The sequence below is a fragment of the Bradyrhizobium sp. genome, assembly GCF_027307225.1.
Lineage (GTDB): Bacteria > Pseudomonadota > Alphaproteobacteria > Rhizobiales > Xanthobacteraceae > Bradyrhizobium.
Genome location: NZ_DAHUXJ010000071.1, coordinates 1 through 19,327, shown reverse-complemented (window position 1 = coordinate 19,327; position 19,327 = coordinate 1). Strand labels below are relative to the sequence as shown.

General features: G+C 62.7%; 16 protein-coding genes and 1 pseudogene. 6 read left to right on the top strand and 11 right to left on the bottom strand.

Translation table 11 applies throughout. The features are described from left to right. On the top strand, positions 1-366 hold a 366-nt coding region (locus M6D32_RS12455), incomplete at its 5' end, for a thioesterase family protein (protein WP_298256486.1). Positions 367-419: 53 nt separating this feature from the next. After that, positions 420-1,568 (top strand): ABC transporter substrate-binding protein, encoded by a 1,149-nt coding sequence (locus tag M6D32_RS12450; protein WP_298256484.1) that lies wholly within the window; start codon positions 420-422, stop codon positions 1,566-1,568. A 115-nt stretch (positions 1,569-1,683) separates the two neighbouring features. On the opposite strand, the gene M6D32_RS12445 is transcribed toward M6D32_RS12450, so the two are convergent. From M6D32_RS12445 to M6D32_RS12435, 3 genes are read right to left on the bottom strand one after another with little or no spacing between them, the layout of a single operon-like run. Then, positions 1,684-2,394, bottom strand: a complete 711-nt coding sequence (locus M6D32_RS12445) for an ABC transporter ATP-binding protein (RefSeq protein WP_298256482.1) — start codon at positions 2,392-2,394, stop codon at positions 1,684-1,686. After that, positions 2,391-4,160 (bottom strand): branched-chain amino acid ABC transporter ATP-binding protein/permease, encoded by a 1,770-nt coding sequence (locus tag M6D32_RS12440; protein ID WP_298256480.1) that lies wholly within the window; start codon positions 4,158-4,160, stop codon positions 2,391-2,393. Before M6D32_RS12440 ends, M6D32_RS12445 begins: the two co-directional genes overlap by 4 nt. Then, positions 4,160-5,200 (bottom strand): branched-chain amino acid ABC transporter permease, encoded by a 1,041-nt coding sequence (locus M6D32_RS12435; RefSeq protein ID WP_298256478.1) that lies wholly within the window; start codon positions 5,198-5,200, stop codon positions 4,160-4,162. The genes M6D32_RS12440 and M6D32_RS12435 overlap by 1 nt, the downstream gene beginning before the upstream one ends. A gap of 128 nt (positions 5,201-5,328) precedes the next feature. Between M6D32_RS12435 and M6D32_RS12430 the strand changes: the two genes are divergently transcribed. Next, positions 5,329-5,832, top strand: coding sequence for a MarR family transcriptional regulator (locus M6D32_RS12430; protein WP_298256476.1), 504 nt, complete (start codon positions 5,329-5,331; stop codon positions 5,830-5,832). Positions 5,833-5,955: 123 nt separating this feature from the next. Here M6D32_RS12430 and M6D32_RS12425 read toward each other — a convergent pair whose 3' ends face one another. The 8 genes from M6D32_RS12425 to M6D32_RS12390 form a co-directional block, all read right to left on the bottom strand. Then, complete coding sequence (locus M6D32_RS12425; RefSeq protein ID WP_298256474.1) at positions 5,956-7,236, bottom strand: glycerate kinase; 1,281 nt, start codon at positions 7,234-7,236, stop codon at positions 5,956-5,958. Between the two features lie 119 nt (positions 7,237-7,355). Continuing rightward, positions 7,356-8,588, bottom strand: coding sequence for an ABC transporter substrate-binding protein (locus tag M6D32_RS12420; protein WP_298256472.1), 1,233 nt, complete (start codon positions 8,586-8,588; stop codon positions 7,356-7,358). A gap of 215 nt (positions 8,589-8,803) precedes the next feature. After that, positions 8,804-10,030 (bottom strand): ABC transporter substrate-binding protein, encoded by a 1,227-nt coding sequence (locus M6D32_RS12415; protein ID WP_298256470.1) that lies wholly within the window; start codon positions 10,028-10,030, stop codon positions 8,804-8,806. 15 nt (positions 10,031-10,045) lie between these two features. Beyond that, positions 10,046-11,089 (bottom strand): branched-chain amino acid ABC transporter permease, encoded by a 1,044-nt coding sequence (locus M6D32_RS12410; protein WP_298256468.1) that lies wholly within the window; start codon positions 11,087-11,089, stop codon positions 10,046-10,048. 2 nt (positions 11,090-11,091) lie between these two features. Beyond that, a complete protein-coding gene (locus tag M6D32_RS12405; protein WP_298256466.1) occupies positions 11,092-11,970 on the bottom strand; it encodes a branched-chain amino acid ABC transporter permease in 879 nt (292 codons plus the stop codon). 11 nt (positions 11,971-11,981) lie between these two features. Then, entirely contained in the window at positions 11,982-12,692 is a 711-nt protein-coding gene (locus tag M6D32_RS12400) for an ABC transporter ATP-binding protein (RefSeq protein WP_298256464.1), read from the bottom strand. Further along, the gene (locus M6D32_RS12395; RefSeq protein WP_298256462.1) at positions 12,689-13,486 is read right to left on the bottom strand and encodes an ABC transporter ATP-binding protein; all 798 of its coding nucleotides are present in this window, start codon (positions 13,484-13,486) and stop codon (positions 12,689-12,691) included. Before M6D32_RS12395 ends, M6D32_RS12400 begins: the two co-directional genes overlap by 4 nt. Before the next feature lie 69 nt (positions 13,487-13,555). Further along, positions 13,556-14,419 (bottom strand): IclR family transcriptional regulator, encoded by an 864-nt coding sequence (locus tag M6D32_RS12390; protein ID WP_298256460.1) that lies wholly within the window; start codon positions 14,417-14,419, stop codon positions 13,556-13,558. Between the two features lie 243 nt (positions 14,420-14,662). Here M6D32_RS12390 and M6D32_RS12385 point away from each other — a divergent pair, with 243 nt between their 5' ends. From M6D32_RS12385 to M6D32_RS12375, 3 genes and pseudogenes are all read left to right on the top strand, one after another. Then, positions 14,663-16,759, top strand: coding sequence for a 3-hydroxyacyl-CoA dehydrogenase NAD-binding domain-containing protein (locus M6D32_RS12385; RefSeq protein ID WP_298256458.1), 2,097 nt, complete (start codon positions 14,663-14,665; stop codon positions 16,757-16,759). Positions 16,760-16,928: 169 nt separating this feature from the next. Continuing rightward, positions 16,929-18,623, top strand: coding sequence for a dicarboxylate--CoA ligase PimA (gene pimA / locus M6D32_RS12380; RefSeq protein WP_298256456.1), 1,695 nt, complete (start codon positions 16,929-16,931; stop codon positions 18,621-18,623). After that, positions 18,620-19,327 (top strand): annotated as a pseudogene (locus M6D32_RS12375) (acetyl-CoA C-acyltransferase); the annotation flags it as partial. The gene pimA and the pseudogene M6D32_RS12375, both read left to right, overlap by 4 nt.

The following is a 19,327-nucleotide window of genomic DNA, read 5'->3' as shown; positions in this document are numbered from 1 at the left end:
AACATCGTCTATTACCCGCGCTATTTCGCGATGTTCGACGACTCGACCTCGATCATGTTCGAGGCGGCCGGCTTCTCCAAGCAGGACATCATCAAGAACTACGGGCTGGTCGGCATACCCATGGTGGATACTCGGGCGAAGTTCTACATCGCCTCGACCCATGGCGACTGGATCACCATCGAAAGCCGGATCGAGAGCTTCAAGCGCTCGAGCTTCGAGGTGACGCACAAGGTGTTCAAGGGCGAGGCGCTGGCCATCGAGGCGTTTGAGACCCGGGTTTTGGTCGGGCGTCATCCGGACGATCCGGCTCGGTTGAAATCGGCGCCGATGCCCGAGGAGATGGTAGCGAAATTCACCAAAGGATAGGTTCGATCTATCAGAGCAAGGCGATAAGATAACGATATCCAGGGAGGGAATTGATGAACAGGATGCTTTTCACGGCCGTAGCCGTTGCCGCACTCGCGCTGCCGGCTCAGCCTGCCGCCGCGCAAACAAACGAAATCACCATCGGCATCACGATCACCACCACGGGGCCCGCGGCCGCGCTGGGCGTGCCCGAGCGCAACGCGCTCGCGTTCGTGCCGAAGGAAATCGCCGGCGTACCGCTCAAGGTGATCGTTCTCGACGATGGCGGCGATCCCACCAACGCCACCACCAATGCACGGCGCTTTGTCACGGAATCCAAGGCCGACATCATCATGGGATCGTCAACCACGCCGTCGTCGATTGCGGTCTCCAACGTCGCCAATGAAGCAGGCATTCCGCATTTTGCCCTCGCGCCATTTCCGGTGACGCCCCAGCGCGTCAAATGGTCGGTGGTGATGCCACAACCCGTGCCGATCATGGGCAAGGTGATCTACGCGCACATGAAGGCGCATAATGTCAAAACCGTCGGCTATATCGGCTATTCGGATTCCTACGGCGATCTGTGGTTCAAGGACTTCAAGAACCAGGCAGAACCGATGGGATTGAAGCTGGTCGACGAGGAGCGTTTTGCGCGGCCGGATACGTCGGTCGCGGGCCAGGTATTGAAACTCGTGGCCGCCAATCCCGACGCGATCCTGGTCGGCGCTTCCGGCACGGCCGCCGCGTTGCCGCAGACGACCTTGCGCGACCGCGGCTACAAGGGCCTGATCTATCAGACCCACGGCGCCGCCAGCATGGACTTCATCCGCATTGCCGGTCCCGCGGCGGAAGGCGTGATCATGGCCTCGGGCCCCGTGATGAACCCGGAAGGCCAACCGGACTCGGCTCTCACCAAGAAGCCGGGTCTCGCGCTGGATACGGCGTATGAAGCCAAATATGGCCCCAACACGCGCAGCCAGTTCGCCGGGCATTCCTACGACGCGTTCGAGGCCTTGAAGCGCTTGATCCCGGTCGCCCTGAAGACGGCCAAGCCCGGCACGCCGGAGTTTCGCGAAGCGATCCGCCAGGCCATGCTGAGCGAGCATGAGATTGCGGCGACGCAAGGCGTCTACAACTGGACTGAAACCAACCGTAACGGCCTCGATGACCGCTCGCGGATTCTTTTGACGGTGAAGAACGGGAAATACGTCCCGGCGATGTGAGGCTTCTGCGGCTGTGGCGGTGCCAATCCCTCCCCCTTGTGGGGAGGGAAGGCCGTCGCGGAGCGGAGGCCAGGGTGGGGTCTTTCTTGCGGGGCGGGATGAGAAAGCCCTCGCCTTACCCTACTCCCAAATAACTTTCCGCAACCCGTGCATCGCCAGCGACGTCTTTCGCCGGGCCCTGCAACACGAATTCGCCGAGCTCCATGACATAGGCGCGGTCGGCGATTTGCAGCGCGGCCTGTGCGTTCTGTTCGACCAAGAGCACCGAGACGCCGCTGGCCCGCAATTCGCCGATCGTGCGGAAAATATCGGCGACGATGATGGGCGCCAGGCCCAGGCTCGGCTCGTCCAGCATCAGCAGTTTCGGCGCGCCCATCAGCGCGCGGCCCATCGCGAGCATCTGCTGCTCACCACCGGACAGCGTTCCCGCCAGTTGCTGCCGCCGCTCCTTCAGCCGCGGGAACAGCGTGTAGACGCGTTCCAGCGACTGCGCGGCCAGCACCTTGCCGATCCGGAAGGCGCCGAGTCTTAAGTTGTCCTCGACACCCATCGCGGCGAACAATTCGCGATGCTCCGGCACGAGGCTCAAGCCGGCGGCGACGCGGTCCTCGATCTCGAGCCGCGCGAGGTCGTTGCCGGAAAAGCTAACGCCGCCCTTCAGCGGCAGAATGCCCATGATTGCATTAAGCAGCGTCGTCTTGCCCGCGCCGTTGGCCCCGACGATGGTGACGATCTCGTTGGCGGCGACATCGAGCGAAACCCCGCGCACCGCTTCGACCTTGCCATAGGCGATATGGGCATCGCTCACCCCGAGAAGCGTGCTCATGCGACGGCCCCGAGATAGGCGCGGATCACGTCCGGGTTGGCCTTGATCGCCTCGGGCGTGCCTTCGGCGATCTTGGTGCCGAAGTCGAGCACGACGACGCGATCGGCGAGATTCATGACAAATCCCATGTCGTGTTCGACCAGCAGCACGGACATGCCGCCATCGCGAAGCTCGCGCAGCAACGCTGCCAGGCGCTGCTTTTCCATGTGGCGCAGGCCGGCCGCGGGCTCATCCAGCAGGAGCAGCACCGGATCGGCGCACAGCGCGCGTGCGATCTCGACAATGCGCTGCTGGCCCAGCGACAGGCTTCCGGCGAGCATGTGGGCCTGCGCGGCAAGGCCGACGCGTTTGATCTGGCGCGCCGCCTCGGCGAGCAATCGGGCCTCGTCGCTGCGGTCGAGGCGCAACATGCTGGCGATTGCGCCCGCGTGTCCGCGCAGATGTGCGCCGATCGCGACGTTTTCGAGCACCGTCATGTCGGCAACGAGCTTGACGTGCTGGAAGGTGCGGGAGACGCCGAGCTTCGTGATGTCCTGCGGCGAGGCGCCGCGAAGTGTGCGGCCCAATAGCGAAATCGCGCCGCCGGAAGCTGCGAGCACGCCGGTGACGAGATTGAACGTCGTGCTTTTGCCGGCGCCATTCGGGCCGATCAGGGCCACGATCTCGCGCGCATCGACGCCAAAGGAGACATCGTTGACCGCGACCACGCCGCCGAATTGCTTGCGTGCGTGCTCGATCCGCAACAACGCATCGCCGGCATCGACGGGCCTTTCCCGTCGCGGCAGGACCAGCGACGGATCGGTTGATTTGCGGTCCGGCTTCAAAGGTAATCGTCGCATCAGCCACGGCCACACGCCGCCCGGCGCAAGCTGGAGCAACAGCACCAGCAGCATGCCGAACACGATGGTCTCGAGCTGGCTTTCGCTATGAAGCAGGTAAGGCAAATAGTCCTGAAGGGCTTCCTTCAGGATCACGGCGATGGCCGCCCCGAGCACGCCACCCCAGACGTAGCCGGCGCCGCCGATCACGGCGACGAAGAGATATTCGATGCCGGCCTCGGCGCCGAACGGCGTCGGATTCACCGCGCGCTCGAAATGGGCATAGAGCCAGCCTGACAACCCGGCGAGCACGGCGGCGTAGATGAACACGAGAAGCTTGGCTTGCGGCGGCTTGATGCCGAAGGCTTCGGCCGCGACATGCCCGCGCCGCAGCGCGCGGATCGCCCGCCCGGTGCGGGAATCCAGAAGATTCATCGTCAGCCATGCGCACAGGATGACGGCGGTCCAGATCGCGAAATAAATGGTATCCGGGGCGATCATTTTCAGCGAGCCAATCGCAAGCGGCGGGATCTGGGAAATGCCGTCGTTGCGGCCGAGGAATTCGAGCTTGCTGAAAAGATAAAACAGCCCAAGGCCCCAGGCGATGGTGCCTAGCGGCAGGTAATGGCCCGAAAGCCGCACGGTGACGATGCCGAGCACGACCGCAAACAGGCCACTGACCACGAGCGACAGCGGCAGCGTCAGCCACGGCGAGAGGCCATAGGCGGTGGTCAGCACCGCAGTGGTGTAGGCGCCAAAGCCGCAAAATGCGGCTTGGCCGAACGATGTCAGGCCGCCGACGCCCGTGAGCAGCACGAGGCCCATCGCGACCAGTGCCGACAATCCGATATTGTCGAGCAGCACGATCCAGAACGGCGGCATGCCGGGGATGAACGGAACGGCCGCCATCGCAAGCGCAAACAACATCACCGGCAGCCGCTGTCTCATTAGTCCTCTTCCTCATCGACAGCGGGCGTTGTCAGCGAGCGCAACAGCAGCACCGGAATGATCAACGCGAACACGATCACTTCCTTGAAGTTGCTGGCGTAGAACGAAGAGAAGGCCTCCACGATTCCGACGAACAGGGCAGCGATTGCGGTCAACGGATAACTGACGAGGCCGCCTATAATTGCGGCGACAAAGCCCTTCAGGCCGATCAGGAAGCCGGTGTCGTAATAAAGTGTGGTGATCGGCACGATCAGGATGCCTGAAATGGCGCCGATGACGGCGGCAAGCAGGAACGCGATCTGCCCCGACAGCGCGGTGCGGATGCCGACCAGCCGCGCGCCCAGGCGGTTGACGGCGGTGGCGCGCAACGCCTTGCCGTACAGCGTGAAGCTGAACAACAGCCAGAGGCCGGCGATCAGCGCGAGCGTGACCGCATAGACGGCGATGCTCTGGCCCGAGAAGCGCAACGGAGCGATGGTGAAGGCCGCGTTCGATAGCGGCGGGCCGCGCTGGCCTTCGGCGCCGAAGAAAACAAGACCGATGCCTTGCAGCGCGAGATGACAGCCGACGGCGGCGATCAGGAGCACCAGCACCGAGGTGTGCGCGATCGGCGCAAAGGCGATGCGATAGAGAAAAAGCCCGATCGCGCCGACGATCAGAAGCGACAGCGCAATATCGATCGCGATCGGGGTGTCCTTGCCGGTCAACGCCAGGGTGAGGACGAGGATCGCGGCGGGCAAAACGATGTTGATCAGGAAGCTCCACCCGACCAGCGCAAGCCGCAAGGTTCGGCGGCGCATGATAAGGTCGAGGCCAAAGGCCACGATGCCCATCGCGACCACGAGGTGCGCGGTGCCGGGCACCTGGCCGGAGGCCAGCGTGGCATAGGTCAACGCGCCATAGGTGACGAATTCGCCTTGCGGGATCAGGATGACGCGGGTCACGGCAAAGACCAGCACCAGCGCCAGGCCGAGGAGGGCATAGATCGCGCCATTGGTAATGCCGTCCTGAAGCAGGAACAGCACGATGGTCGTGTTCAATTAGGCGCTCCCCTTAAGGTCCCTCGCATCGGCGGTTGAAATCCGCTCGTCTATTTTGATATGATGCATAACAATTATCAAATATAACCTCAAGGCCCGCCGCCTTGGCTGGATTGGACCACTGAGCGATGACCGTTTCGAGAGCCGCCAACGAGGCTGCCAAGGCGCAGCATCCCGCCCGCAAGGACGCCGAGGACGCCTCGATTGAACTCGGCGAACTGTCGGAACTGCTTGGTTATACGCTCAAGCGCGCGCAACTGAAAATCTTCGAGGATTTTCTACGCTGCATGGCGCCGCTGCAACTGACGCCCGCGCAATTTTCCGTGCTGCTGCTGCTGGACCGCAATCCGGGCCGCAACCAGACCGAAATCGCCAATACGCTCGGAATCCTGCGGCCGAATTTCGTGGCGATGCTCGACGGCCTCGAGAGCCGGGACTTGTGCGCACGGATCCGCTCCGTCAACGACCGCCGCTCGCATCATCTCGTTCTGACCGACAAGGGCAAGGCGGTGCTGGCGCGCGCGAAGAAACTCGTCGCCGCCAAGCACGAGGCGCGCCTCAACGAGCTGCTGGGGGCGGATAACCGCGCTGCGCTGGTCGGGATGCTGGCGAAGATCGCGGAACAGTTTTAAGGGGTTCGTCATTCCGGGGCGCGAGCTCTTCGCGAGCGAACTATGGTGCGCAATCGCGCGCCTGAGAATCTCGAGATCCCCGGTTCACGCTAAGCGCGCCCGGGGATGACGTGCTTTCGCACGTCAATCCACCAAAATCACCCGGACGTCGTTGACGTTGGTCAGTGTGGGGCCGGTCATTAGCAGATCGCCGGTGACCGCAAAGAACGCGGTCGCATCGTTGTTGGCGAGATAGGCGTCCGGATCGAGGCCGAGCGATTTCATTTTCGAGAAAGTTAGGTGGTCGATGACGGCGCCGGCGGGATCGTTGGCGCTCCCCGCGCCGCCATCGGCACCGTCAGTGTCGGCTGCGAGCGCGGAAATATCCGGCGTGTCCTTGAGTAACCCGGCAAGCGCCAGCGCATATTCCTGGTTGGGGCCGCCGCGCCCCTGGCCGCGCACCGTCACGGTGAGTTCGCCGCCGGAGAGGATCGCAACGCGCTTGCCTTCGGCGCGCGCCTTCAACGCGAGCCGTGCATGTTCGGCCGCGGTCTCGCGCGCCTCGCCTTCGAGATCGGCGCCGAGGTCGATGATCGCATAGCCCGCATCGGTAGCGACCTTGACGGCGGCGTCAATCGAGGCTTTGGGACGCGCGATCAGTTCGAACTGCGCGCGCGCAAAGGCGGCGTCGCCGGCCTTGCAACTCTCGTTTTTGGGATCGTCGAGCGCACGGCGCACGGCGTCGTCGATTTCAAGGCGGTATTTCGCGACGAGGGCACGCGCGTCCGCCAAAGTCGTCGGATCCGGCACAGTGGGACCTGATGCGATCGCCGAGGGCTCGTCGCGCGGCACGTCGGAGATCGCGAGCGTCACGACTTCGGCGTGCCGCCCGGCGCGGGCGAGCCTGCCGCCCTTGATGCGCGACAGATGCTTGCGAACGGCGTTGACCTCGCCGATCGGCGCGCCCGAGCGCAACAGCGCGCGGTTGACCTGCTGCTTCTGTGCAAAGCTCACGCCATCGGCCGGCGCGATCCAGTTCGCCGACCCGCCGCCCGACAGCAGCACCAGGAGGAGGTCGTCAGGGGCTGCCGTCGCCGCCAACGCGAGCGTCTCGTCCGCGGCCTTCAGCCCGGCCTCGTCGGGCACGGGGTGGCCGGCCTCGATCACCTTGATCCGCCGTGTCGGCACGCCATGGCCGTGCCGCGTGGTGGCGATGCCCGACAGCCGCGCCGGATCGAGCTTGAGGCGATCGAGATAATGCCGTTCCGCGGCGGCGGCCATCGCAGCCGCGCCCTTGCCGACGGCAAGGCAGATGATCTTGCCTTTGGGAACGGGACGCAGGTGCGTCGGCAGCACCACATCAGGATGCGCGGCGGCGACCGCCGCATCGAAAATCGCGCGCAGGAGAGGGCGTCTGTCGGTCATGGCGTCACGGCTTCGCTCAACAGGGATTTGGGACGCCGTTATCCACCCCATTCAAGCAAAAGAAAACCCCCGCCGGCTCCGGCCGGTAGGGGTTTGTTGGTGTTACATCGCGGAGACGATCAGCCGCTGACCTGGGCGCTGATGACATCACCGAACCGAACCCAGCGTTCGCCCTTGAACTCTTCCAATTGAAGCTGGGTGATCGGGGCGAAATTGGTCGGCGAGGTATTGATCTTGATGCCGGGCAGCAGCACCTCGGTACGGAAGTCCTTCAGGTTAGCCGCCTGCTTCATGATGTTCGCACGGGTAAGATCGTCGCCGCACTGCTTGAGCACCTGCACCATGGTTTGCGCGAAGCCGTAACCGACGATGACCGAGCCGTCGAGCTTGTTGGCTTCGGGGAAATCCTTGGCGAGGAATGCCAGGAATTCCTTCATGCCGGGGTCGTTGGCCCATTGCGGGTCGGTGACGTCCTTCACGTAGGCCGCCGAGATGATGCCTTGCGAGTTCTCAAAGCCGGCCGGTTTGAGAACGGCGCCGACGTTGGCGGAAACGTTGTTGAGAAAGTGGAGCGGCTTCCATTCGAGTTCGGCGGCCTTCTTGATCGCCTGGGCGGCGAATTTCGGCGTGGTGATATCAATAAAGACGTCCGCGCCGGCCGCTTTGAGCCTGACGAGGTGGTTGTCGATGGTTGGTTCGGTGGTCTCGTAGCTTTCCTCGGCGACGATCATCGAAGCGGCCTTGCTGCCGAGGCCATCTTTCAGACCCTTCAGATAATCCTTGCCGTAATCGTCGTTCTGGTACAGCACGCCGATCTTGGCGTTGGGCTTCTCTTTCAGAATATACTTGGCGTAGATGCGCGTCTCGCTCTGGTAGCTCGGCTGCCACCCCATCGTCCACGGAAAGTCCTTCGGGTCATTCCACTTGGTGGCTCCGGTGGCGACAAAGAGCTGCGGCACCTTCTTGGCGTTCATGTATTTTTGGATCGCGGTATTCGGCGGCGTGCCGAGCGAATTGAAGATGAACAGGACCTCGTCGCTCTCCACGAGCTTACGGGCCTGCTCGACCGTCTTCGGCGGGCTATAACCGTCGTCATAGCTGATGAAGTTGATCTTGCGGCCGTTGATGCCGCCGGCGTCGTTGATCATCTTGAAGTAGGCAGCCTCGGTCTTGCCGATGATGCCGTAAGCGGAAGCGGGTCCGCTATAGGGCATGATATTGCCGATCTTGATCTCGGTGTCAGTGGCGCCGGTGTCGTATTTCTTTTGCGCGAGCGCACCGCTCGTCGATCCGGCAAGCAGCGCGACGACGGCAACGGATGCCGTCGCAATTCTGCTTAATAAAACAGTCATGACGTTCTCCCTCTTGTCCAGTGTCTTGTGCTGTGTCTGGCTTGGCTTTCTTTACCGAAAGCTCTTATGGCTCCAACGCTTACGTATCATTTTACCCGGTCGCTCACAACAAAAAGCCCCCCGCACAAGGTGCGGAGGGCTGCGTCTTTAGTCGACGTTTGCGACGTGTGGTGTTTCCACCGCGCGGAATGTTAACTGTTCAATCGGGCGGAATGTTAATTGGTCAATTCACTCGAGATGATATCGCCGAACAACTCCCACTTCTCGCCCTTGAATCGCTCCATCCGAAGCTGCTTGATCGGGGCGTAATCAGTCGGCGAGGTGTTGATGGTGATGCCGGGCAGAAGCGTGTCGGGCGCGAAATTCTTCAGGCTTGCTGCCTGCTTCATCACATTCGCGCGCGTGAGATCGTCGCCGCACATCTGCAACACCTTCACCATGGTCTGAGCGGCGCCATAGCCGTACACCACGGAGCCGTCGAGCTTGTTGGCGTCGGGGTAGTACTTGGTGAGGAATTCGAGGAATTTCTTCATGCCGGGATCGCTGTTCCACTGCGGATCGGCGGCGTCCTTGCCGTAGTTCGCCGAGAGAATGCCTTGCGAATTCTCGAATCCTGCCGGCTTCAACACACCGCCAACCGAACTCGAGACGTTGGACACGATATGCAGCGGCGTCCAGTTCATCTCCGCCAACTTCTTGATCGCCTGTGCGGCAAACTTCGGCGTGGTGATGCTGATGAAGACGTCGGCGCCCGCAGCCTTGAGCTTGACGATGTGGCCATCGATCGTGGGCTCTGAGGTCTCGTAGCCTTCCTCCGCGACGATCATCGACGACTTGGCGCCTAACCCGTCCTTCAGGCCCTTCAGGTAGTCCTTGCCGAAATCGTCATTCTGGTAGAGCACGCCGATCTTGGCGTCGGGCTTGTTCTTGATCAGATATTTCGCGTAGATCCGCGCCTCGCTCTGGTAGCTCGGCTGCCAGCCCATGGTCCATGGAAACTGCTTCGGCTCGTCCCACTTGGTGGCGCCGGTCGCCACGAAAAGCTGTGGGACCTTCTTGGCGTTCATGTATTTCTCGATCGCCGAATTCGACGGCGTGCCGAGCGAATTGAAGATCAACAGCACCTCGTCGCTCTCGACGAGCTTGCGCGCCTGTTCGACCGCTTTCGGCGGGCTGTAGCTGTCGTCATAGCTGATGAAGTTGATCTTGCGGCCGTTGATGCCGCCCTCGGCGTTGATCTTGTTGAAATAGGCGGCTTCGGTCTTGCCGATCACGCCGTAAGCGGACGCGGGGCCGCTATAGGGCATGATGTTGCCGATCTTGATTTCGGTGTCGATGGCGCCGGTGTCGTATTTCTTTTGCGCCAGCGCGCTGCCGGTCGAGGCGAGCCCGACTGTACCGGCGGCGATCGCCGCGATCAGCAGTTTATGTTTTGAAAGCATTATTTTCTCCTTGTTTTAGCGTTTCTTGAGTCTGCCGAGCAGATGCTGGGCAACCATGGCGACCTGCCTTGCGCCGTGCGGCACCAGGAAGATGACGATAAACAGGATGACGCCGAACACCGCGCCGGAAAGGCCTTTTGAAATGCCTTCGGCGATGTTCGGCACGAAGATGATGAAGGCTGAGCCGACGATCGAGCCAGGCAGCCAGCCGACGCCGCCGACCACCATGCCAAGAAACAGCGAAATCGCGAGCGTGATAGTGTAACCGTCGGGCGCGACAAATTGCACGGCGATCGCCCCCAACCCGCCGGCGATACCCGTAATGGCCGCCGAGACGCCGAACGCCAGCGTCTTGTAGAGCGCGACGTCGACACCCATGGCGGAAGCCGCGATTTCGTTGTCGCGGATCGCCATGAAGGCCCGGCCCGAGCGCGACCGCAACAGATTCACGGAAAGAATATAGATCGCAATCGTGACCGCGAGCGCGAAGTAATAGAACCACATGTCCTGCGACATCTTCAGGTGGAACCAGGCCAGCACGGTCTGCACGATGTCGGGCGTGTCCGGTTTGGTCACCACCAGGCCCTGCACGCCGCCGGTCCAGGCTTCGAAATAGCCGAGCTTGAGAATCTGCGGCATGGCGGTGGCGAGCGCGAAGGTCGCCAGCGCGAGGTAGACGCCGGAAAGTCGCAGCGCCGGCAAGCCGAACAGGAATCCGAACAGGAAACAGACGAAACCGGCGACCGGCAGCGTCAACGCATAATTCATGCCGGCATTTTCGATCAGGATCGCAGAAGTGTAGGCGCCGACCGCGTAGAACGCGCTTTGTCCGAGCGAAAATTGCCCGCTGCCGCCGGTCAGGATATTCAGCGCGAGAACCGCCAGGCCATAGACCAGCAGCATGGTCAACTGGAAGATGATGAAATTCTTCACAAACAGCGGCACCAGGAGCAAAAGCGCCAGCATGATCAGCGTTGTGCCGGCGCTGAGCGTCATCGCCCGCTTCGGTACGGCGTCGATGGCCGGTGCTTCGGTGACGACTTCCTGCACGGCGGCCATGTTCAAACTCGCTTCACGATGGGCCGGCCAAACAGCCCGGCCGGTTTGACAACCAGAACAGTAACGATCAGCGCGAGCGCGATCGGCAGCTTCAGTTCATTGCCGACGCCGGGAATGTAGGTGCCGGCGAGATTTTCGAAGATGCCGACGAGAAACCCACCGATCACCGCGCCGAACGGACTGTTCAGTCCGCCGAGCACCGCGGCGGCAAAACCGTAAATCAGGACGCCGCCCATCATATTGGGCTCGAGAAATACCACCGGCGCGATCAGCATGCCGGCGATCGAGCCGATCGCCGCCGCCATGCCCCAGCCCAGCGCGATCATCCAGGAGGTATTGATTCCGACGAGCCGCGCCGATTCCGGCACCGAGGCGGCGGCGCGCATCGCAAGCCCGATCCGCGTGAACCGAAAGAAAACATAGAGCGCGATCAGTAGCAGCACGGTGACGCCGATCATGCCGGCCTGGTGGGTCGAGATCAGCTGGCTGCCGAGGAACGGGGCCGATCCGAACGGCGTCGGATATTCCTTGATGGTGAAATCCCAGATCAGGCCCGCGCTGCTGTTGAGAATCGAAAACAGCGCGATGAAACCGGCCACGTTGGTCAGGATCGGCGCCTTGGCGAGCGGCTTGAACAGGGCCCGTTCGATCACGACGCCGCCGACAAAGGAGAGGACCAGCGTGATCACGAAGGCGCCCCAGTAGGGCAGGCCCCATTGCATCAATTGCCAGGACACGAAAGTCGAAAACATCGCCATTTCGCCTTGGGCGAAGTTCAGATTATCGATCGCCTGGTAGATCATGACGAGAGCGAGCGCCATGCAGCCGTAGATGGCTCCGGTGGCGATGCCGGCCAGGATCTGATTGACGAAAAGGTCCATGGCGGCGTTCCCTAATAGCCGAGATACGATTTGCGGATGTCTTCGTTGTCCGCGATCTCGCCGGCCTTGCCCGACATCACGATGCGGCCGGTCTCGATCACATAGGCGTGGTCGGCGATTTCGAGCGCGAGCTGCGCGTTCTGCTCGACCACCAGGATCGTGACCTTGTCTTCGCGGTTGATCTTGCCGAGGATCTTGAACAGATCGCGCACGATCAGGGGCGCAAGGCCGAACGAAGGCTCGTCGAGCAGCATCAGGCGCGGCCGCAGCATCAGCGCGCGCGCCACCGCCAGCATCTGTTGCTCGCCGCCGGAGAGCGTGCCGGCTTGCTGGCCACGACGCTGCTTGAGGACAGGAAAGTGCACATACATGCGTTCGATATCGGCGGCGATGCCGGCCTTGCTGCGCGTGATCGCCCCAAGCTGGAGGTTTTCCTCGACTGTCACGGTCGTGAAGGTGCCGCGGCCCTGCGGCACATGGGCGATGCCGAGGCGGACGATGTTTTCGGTCGAGCGGCTCGACAGGGGAGCGCCATCGAACTCGACGGCGCCGGTTGTGCGAACCATGTTGCAGATCGCGCGCAGTGTCGTGGTCTTGCCGGCGCCGTTGGCCCCCAGCAGCGTGGTGACGCTGCCTTCGTTCAGCGAAAATTCGAGGCCATGCAGAGCCTGAACCTGGCCGTAATAGGCATTGAGCGCCTTGATGTTGAGGAGCGCGGTCATTGGTCCTTGCTCCCGAGATAGGCCTTGATCACATTGGGATCGGACTGCACGACGGCCGGTGTCCCCTCGGCGAGCTTGCGGCCGAAATTCAGCGCGACCACGTGATCGGCGATCGACATCACAAGTCCCATGTGGTGTTCGACCAGCAGCACCGTGACCTTGCGGTCGGTGCGGATGCGCCGGATCAGGTCGCCCAGCGCATGAACCTCTTCGTGATTGAGGCCGCCGGCGGGCTCATCGAGCAGCAGGATCTTGGGCTCGGCCGCGAGCGCCCGCGCCAGCTCGACGCGCTTTTGCGTCCCGAACGCCAATCCCGAAACGATGCTGTGGGCGACGTCCTCGAGTTCGAGATAGCCGAGGATCTCGTGAACGCGGTCGTTGAGTGCGACCTCGGAACGGCGGACCTTGGGAAGCCGCAGGGAATCGCTCAGAATGTCGCTATTGGTTCGCGCGTGCGCGCCGAGACGCACATTGTCGAGTACCGAGAGGTTGGAAAACAAGGCGACATTCTGGAAGGTGCGCCCGATGCCGATTTCGGCGATCCGGTGCGGCGGGCGCTTCAGAATGCTCGCCCCTTCCAGCAGGATATCGCCGGAGCTCGGCTGGTAGAGCCGGCTAAGACAGTTGAAGAGCGTGGTCTTGCCGGCGCCGTTCGGTCCGATCAGGCCCAGAATCTGGCCCTGATGCATCTCGAACGACACGCCGTTCAGTGCAACGATGCCGCCGAACGCGACGCTAACGTCACAAACGGCAAGAAGCGGCGATATCGCCGGCGCCGCATGGGCCGCGTTCATCGTTCACCGCACAGCCAGGCCATCGGGCCGGAACGAGCCGGAGTCCTTGCTGATTCACCGCGGCAAAAGCTATCTGATCCCCTCAACCACACGCGCAACTTTCCCTCCTGCTTTTAGTTTCCGGCCTTCTTGTTTTTTTATCTGCGGCGCTATTCCACCGAGCGCCGCTTCGATATTCCTGACCATCGTCACTAGACGGGGGCCAATGTCGGTACGCAGCCGCTCTTCCGTGAAGCGGAAGGCTGGCGCACCACAGTTAAACGCATAAGGCCCGGTTCCGTCATTAAGCCTTAGTGCTACACCAGCCGCCGCAATGTCGTCGTGCCACTCGCCGGCCGAGATCACAAAGCCATGCTTGGCGACGTTCTCTCCGGCGCGCTCGATGCCGTCGCGCATCTTGGCCCAGCGCGGGCCGTAGTGCTCCTTCAGCTCCTGAAGCAATTCGGTTCGATCTTCCTCAGCCAGCGCCCAGAGATAAGCCCGTCCCATGGCGGTGGTGGCGATAGGGACTCGGGAGCCGACGTCGAGCTGAACGCCGATGGTCATGCCGCGGCTCTGGCCGAAATAGATCATGCTGAGGCGGTCGCGGCCGCCGACGGCGACCGCCCCGCCAGTCTCGCGCATCAATTCTTCCCGGTACGGTTCCGACAAATGGCGGACGCCGAGATTGGCAAGCGCGGCATAACCGAGCGCCATGGCTGCCGGCGCAAGCTGGTATTTCTCGAACCGCGGAACCGGCGTAAGATAACCCAGCTTGGTGAGCGTATAGGTCAGCCGGGAGACAGTCGGCTTCGGCAAATTGGTCCGCGCCGCGATCTCCTGATTGCCGAGAAGGCCGTCGTTCGGCCGAAAGGCGCGCAACACATCGAGGCCGCGGGAAAGCGCGACGACAAAGCTGCGATCAGTCGCTACTTTCTTGCCTTGACGCTTCATGTGCTGCCGCAGACGCTCGCTTACTGGAGTGGATTTGATGTTCACTACCGACGTACCCGCGAGCCCAACAACTGAAAATCAAATCCAAAGCCCCGCTAGCGGACTGCTCGGGGCTTTGTTGACAAGGGACGTGCTTCAAAATAACCCTCCCTGTCAAGATGCGGAATTGATTTCCGCAATGCGGAATTCATCATTCTACGTGAAATAAGCTGCGCAAGAACAAGGTACCGAGGGAGAGTCTCCGTGAGTGAAGTGGTCAGTTTTGAACGTCACGACATCGTCGCCATCGTCACGGTGGACAGTCCCCCCGTCAATGCGCTGAGCGTCGCCGTGCGCGGCGGCATCAGGGATGGCATCAAGCGGGCGATTGCCGATTCCGAGGTCAAGGCGATCGTCTTGACCTGCGCGGGACGCACCTTCATTGCCGGTGCCGATATCACCGAGTTCAACAAGCCGCCGCAGCCGCCGGGCCTCCATGAAGTGCTGGCTGAAATCGAAAATTCGCCGAAACCCGTGGTTGCGGCCATTCACGGTACCGCGCTTGGCGGAGGCCTCGAGGTCGCGCTCGCCTGCCACTACCGCGTTGCCGTCAAGGAGGCCAGGTTGGGTCTGCCTGAGGTGAAGCTCGGACTGCTGCCCGGCGCCGGCGGCACGCAGCGCCTGCCGCGTGCGGTCGGCCCGGAACTCGCGGTCAAGATGATCGTCGGTGGCGATCCGATTTCAGCCGCTGATGCGCTGAAAAACGGCCTGATCGATGAGATCGTCGAAGGTCCCGCCGCCGGCGGCGAGACGTTTGCCCGAAAAATCCTCGCCGAGAAGCGGCCGCTGCGGAAGCTTCGCGACGATGACAGCAAGCTCAAGGCGGCGAAGGCCGACCGCTCGATCTTCACCAATGCGGTCGCGGCGATGACGAAGAAGGCGCGCGGGCTGGAGGCGCCGTTCGCGGCGGCCGACGCGGTGGGTGCTGCGATCGACCTGCCGTTCGACGAAGGGCTGAAGAAGGAACGCGAAGGCTTCCTCAAGCTGGTATCGGGCGATCAGTCCAGGGCGCAGCGTTATGCGTTCTTCGCCGAGCGCGAGGCCGCCAAGATCGCCGGCGTGCCGGATGGAACCAAGCCGCGCAACGTGGCGCGCGTCGCCATCATCGGCGCCGGCACCATGGGCGGCGGTATTGCGATGTCGTTCGCCAATGCCGGCGTTCCGGTGACCCTGATCGAGACCGGCGAGGAGCAGCTCAAGCGCGGCATGGGCGTGATGCAGAAGAACTACGAGGCCACCGCCGCGCGCGGCGGCATTCCGGCGGACGCGCCGGCCAAGCGCATGGCGCTGATCAATGGCGTCGTCGGGCTGGAGAACGTTGGGGATGCCGACCTCGTCATCGAGGCGGTGTTCGAGACCATGGCGATCAAGAAGGAAGTATTTGGCACGCTCGATAAATATGCCAAGCCCGGCGCCGTACTCGCGTCCAACACGTCCTATTTAAACATCAACGAGATTGCGGAGGAGACCGGGCGTCCGCAGGACGTGCTTGGCATGCACTTCTTCTCGCCGGCCAACGTGATGAAGCTGTGCGAAATCGTGCGCGCGGAAAAGACCGCGCCCGACGCGCTGACCACCGCTGTCGCAGTGGCACGCAAAATTGCCAAGGTTCCGGCCGTGGTCGGGGTTTGCGACGGCTTCGTCGGCAACCGCATGCTCGCCCAGCGCGGCAAGCAGGCCGAGAAGCTCCTGTTCGAAGGCGCCTTGCCGCAGCAGGTCGATGCCGTCGTGGCCAAATTCGGCATGCCGATGGGGCCGTTTGCGATGGGCGACCTCGCAGGCCTCGATATCGGCTGGCGTTCGCGGAAAGATCGCGGCATCAAGTCGGAGATCGCGGACGCGCTCTGCGAGGCCGGCCGCTTCGGCCAGAAGACCGGCAAGGGCTACTACAAGTATGAAGCCGGTCCGCGTGCGGCACTGCCGGATCCCGAGGTCGAGAAGCTGATCGACGAGACGTTGCAGCGGCTCGGGCGCAAGCGCCGCGTGGTCAGCGACGACGAAATTCTCGAGCGCATGATGTATCCGATGATCAACGAAGGCGCGCGGATTCTCGAGGAGAAGATCGCGGCGCGTCCGGGCGATATCGACGTGATCTGGCTCTACGGTTACGGCTGGCCGGTCTATCGCGGCGGCCCGATGTTCTATGCCGACCAGGTCGGGCTGAAGCGCATCGCCGATCGCCTCTCTTATTATGCCAAGGAGACCAACGATCCGTCGCTGGAGCCGGCGCCCTTGCTCAAGCGGCTTGCCGCCGAAGGCAAGACCTTTGCCTCCTGGGCGCAGGAGTCGAAAGCGGCGTGATGAGGTTGGAAAACGCGCTCTCTCCGTTCCCTCCCCCCTTGCGGGGGAGGGTGAGGGAGGGGGGTAAGTCGCAGCCGGCGTGCTCGGGGTACCCCCACCCCCGACCCCTCCCCACAAGGGGGAGGGGAGCATCTAACATCGCGCCCGCTTCGCACTTTCTATTACGCACATGACCCATCCCGGCGAACAGTATTATCCGAAGGGCGTCCGTTGGGATGACAGAATCGAGCGCGGGACGCTCCCCGACCTGTTGTCGCAGGCGGCACGGCAATTTGGTGCGCGGCCGGCGATTGAATTCCGCGGGCGCGCCATCTCTTTCACCGAGTTGGAAGCGCTCGCCGATGTCGCGGCGTCGGCGTTCCTGCACGCCGATCTAGGCAAGGGCGCGACGGTGGCGCTGTTTCTCGGCAACTCGCCGGATCACCCGATCAATTTCTTCGGAGCGCTGAAGGCCGGCGCACGCCTTGCCCATCTTTCTCCGCTCGACGGCGAACGCGCGCTGTCCCACAAATTGAGCGACAGCGGCGCGCGCGTTCTCGTCACCTCCAACGTCGCGACGTTGCTGCCGACCGCGCTCAAATTTCTGGAGAAGGGTCTGGTCGATCGCCTCGTCGTCTGCGAGGACGATCACTGGGGTGCGGTCGGCAATCCGCACGCGCCGATTCCGGATAACCCCGCGATCGTCACCTTTGCAAAATTCGCGCAAGGTGCAACGAAGCCGGCGCAATGGCCTTCCGTCATGGCGGACGACATCGCACTGTTGCAATATACCGGTGGCACGACGGGGCTGCCCAAGGGCGCGATGCTGAGCCACGGCAATCTGACGTCGGCAGTATCGATCTACGAGGTATGGGGCAGGCCGGCGCGGCTGGAGCGCAATTCGATCGAGCGCGTGATCTGCGTGTTGCCGCTGTTCCACATCTATGCGCTGACCGTGGTGCTGCTCTCATGCCTCCGGCTCGGCAACCTGATTTCGCTGCACCAGCGCTTCGATGTCGAAGCCGTGATGCGCGACATCGAGGTCAAGCGTGCCACCATGTTTCCCGGCGTTCCCACCATGTGGATCGCGATCGCAAGCCTGCCCGATCTCGACACGCGCGATTTTTCCTCGCTGGTCTCGGCAGGCTCCGGCGGCGCGCCGCTGCCGGTCGAGGTTGCCAAGGTTTTCGAGCGCAAGACCAACATGAAGCTGAAGAGCGGGTGGGGCATGACCGAGACCTGCTCGCCCGGCACCGCGCATCCGCAGGAAGGGCCGGACAAGCCCGGTTCGATCGGGCTGATGCTGCCCGGCATCGAGATGGATGTCGTGGCGCTCGATGATCCCGCGAAGGCTTTGGCTCCGGGCGAAGTCGGCGAAATCCGCATTCGCGGGCCGAACGTCACGAAAGGATACTGGGGCCGGCCGCAGGAAACCGCCGACGCCTTTGTTGGCGACCGCTTTCTCACCGGCGACATCGGCTATATGGATGGCGATGGCTACTTCTTTCTGGTCGACCGCAAGAAGGACATGATCATCTCCGGCGGATTCAACGTCTATCCGCAGATGATCGAGCAGGCGATCTATGAACACGCGTCCGTTCAGGAAGTGATCGTGATCGGCATCCCCGACGAATACCGCGGCGAGGCGGCAAAGGCCTTCATCAAGTTGCGCGCCGGCTCGGCCGCCTTTTCGCTGGATGAACTGAAAGCATTTCTCGCCGGCAAGCTCGGCCGGCATGAAATTCCGGCCGCGCTCGCGTTCGCCGATGAATTGCCGCGCACGCCGGTCGGCAAACTCTCTCGCCACGAATTGCGCGGCCAGCAGCCTCAGTCACAGCCCGTGCCGCAAAGAACGCAACAACTCGCAACAGGAGGTCGCCCATGACCGACGCCGTCATCGTTTCCACTGCCCGCACCCCGATCGGCAAGGCCTATCGCGGCGCGCTCAACGCCACCGAAGGTGCAACCCTGCTCGGCCATGCCATTGGCGAAGCGGTCGTGCGCGCCAAGGTCGATCCCAAAGAGGTAGAGGACGTTGTGATGGGTGCAGCCCTGCAGCAAGGCTCGACCGGCGGCAACATCGCCCGCAAGGCGCTCTTGCGCGCCGGGCTCCCTGTCACCGTCGGCGGCACCACGATCGACCGGCAATGCGCGTCGGGCTTGCAGGCGATTGCGCTGGCGGCGCGTTCGGTGATTTTCGACGGCGTCGAGATTGCGGTCGGCGGCGGCGGCGAATCGATCAGCCTGGTGCAGAACGATCACGCCAACAAGTTTCACACCCAGGACCCGGCGCTGCTCAAGATCAAGGGCGAGGTCTATATGCCGATGATCGACACGGCCGAGGTCGTGGCAAAACGCTACGGCATTTCGCGCGAGCGGCAGGACGAATACTCGTTGGAGTGCCAGCGCCGCGTCGCGGCTGCGCAACAGGGCGGCAAGTTCAACGACGAGCTTGCGCCGATCACCACCACGATGGGCATCGCCGACAAGGCGACCGGCGAAATCTCGTTCAAGGAAGTCACGCTCTCCAAAGACGAAGGCCCGCGGCCGGAAACGACGGCTGAAGGTCTGGCGGCCTTGAAGCCGGTG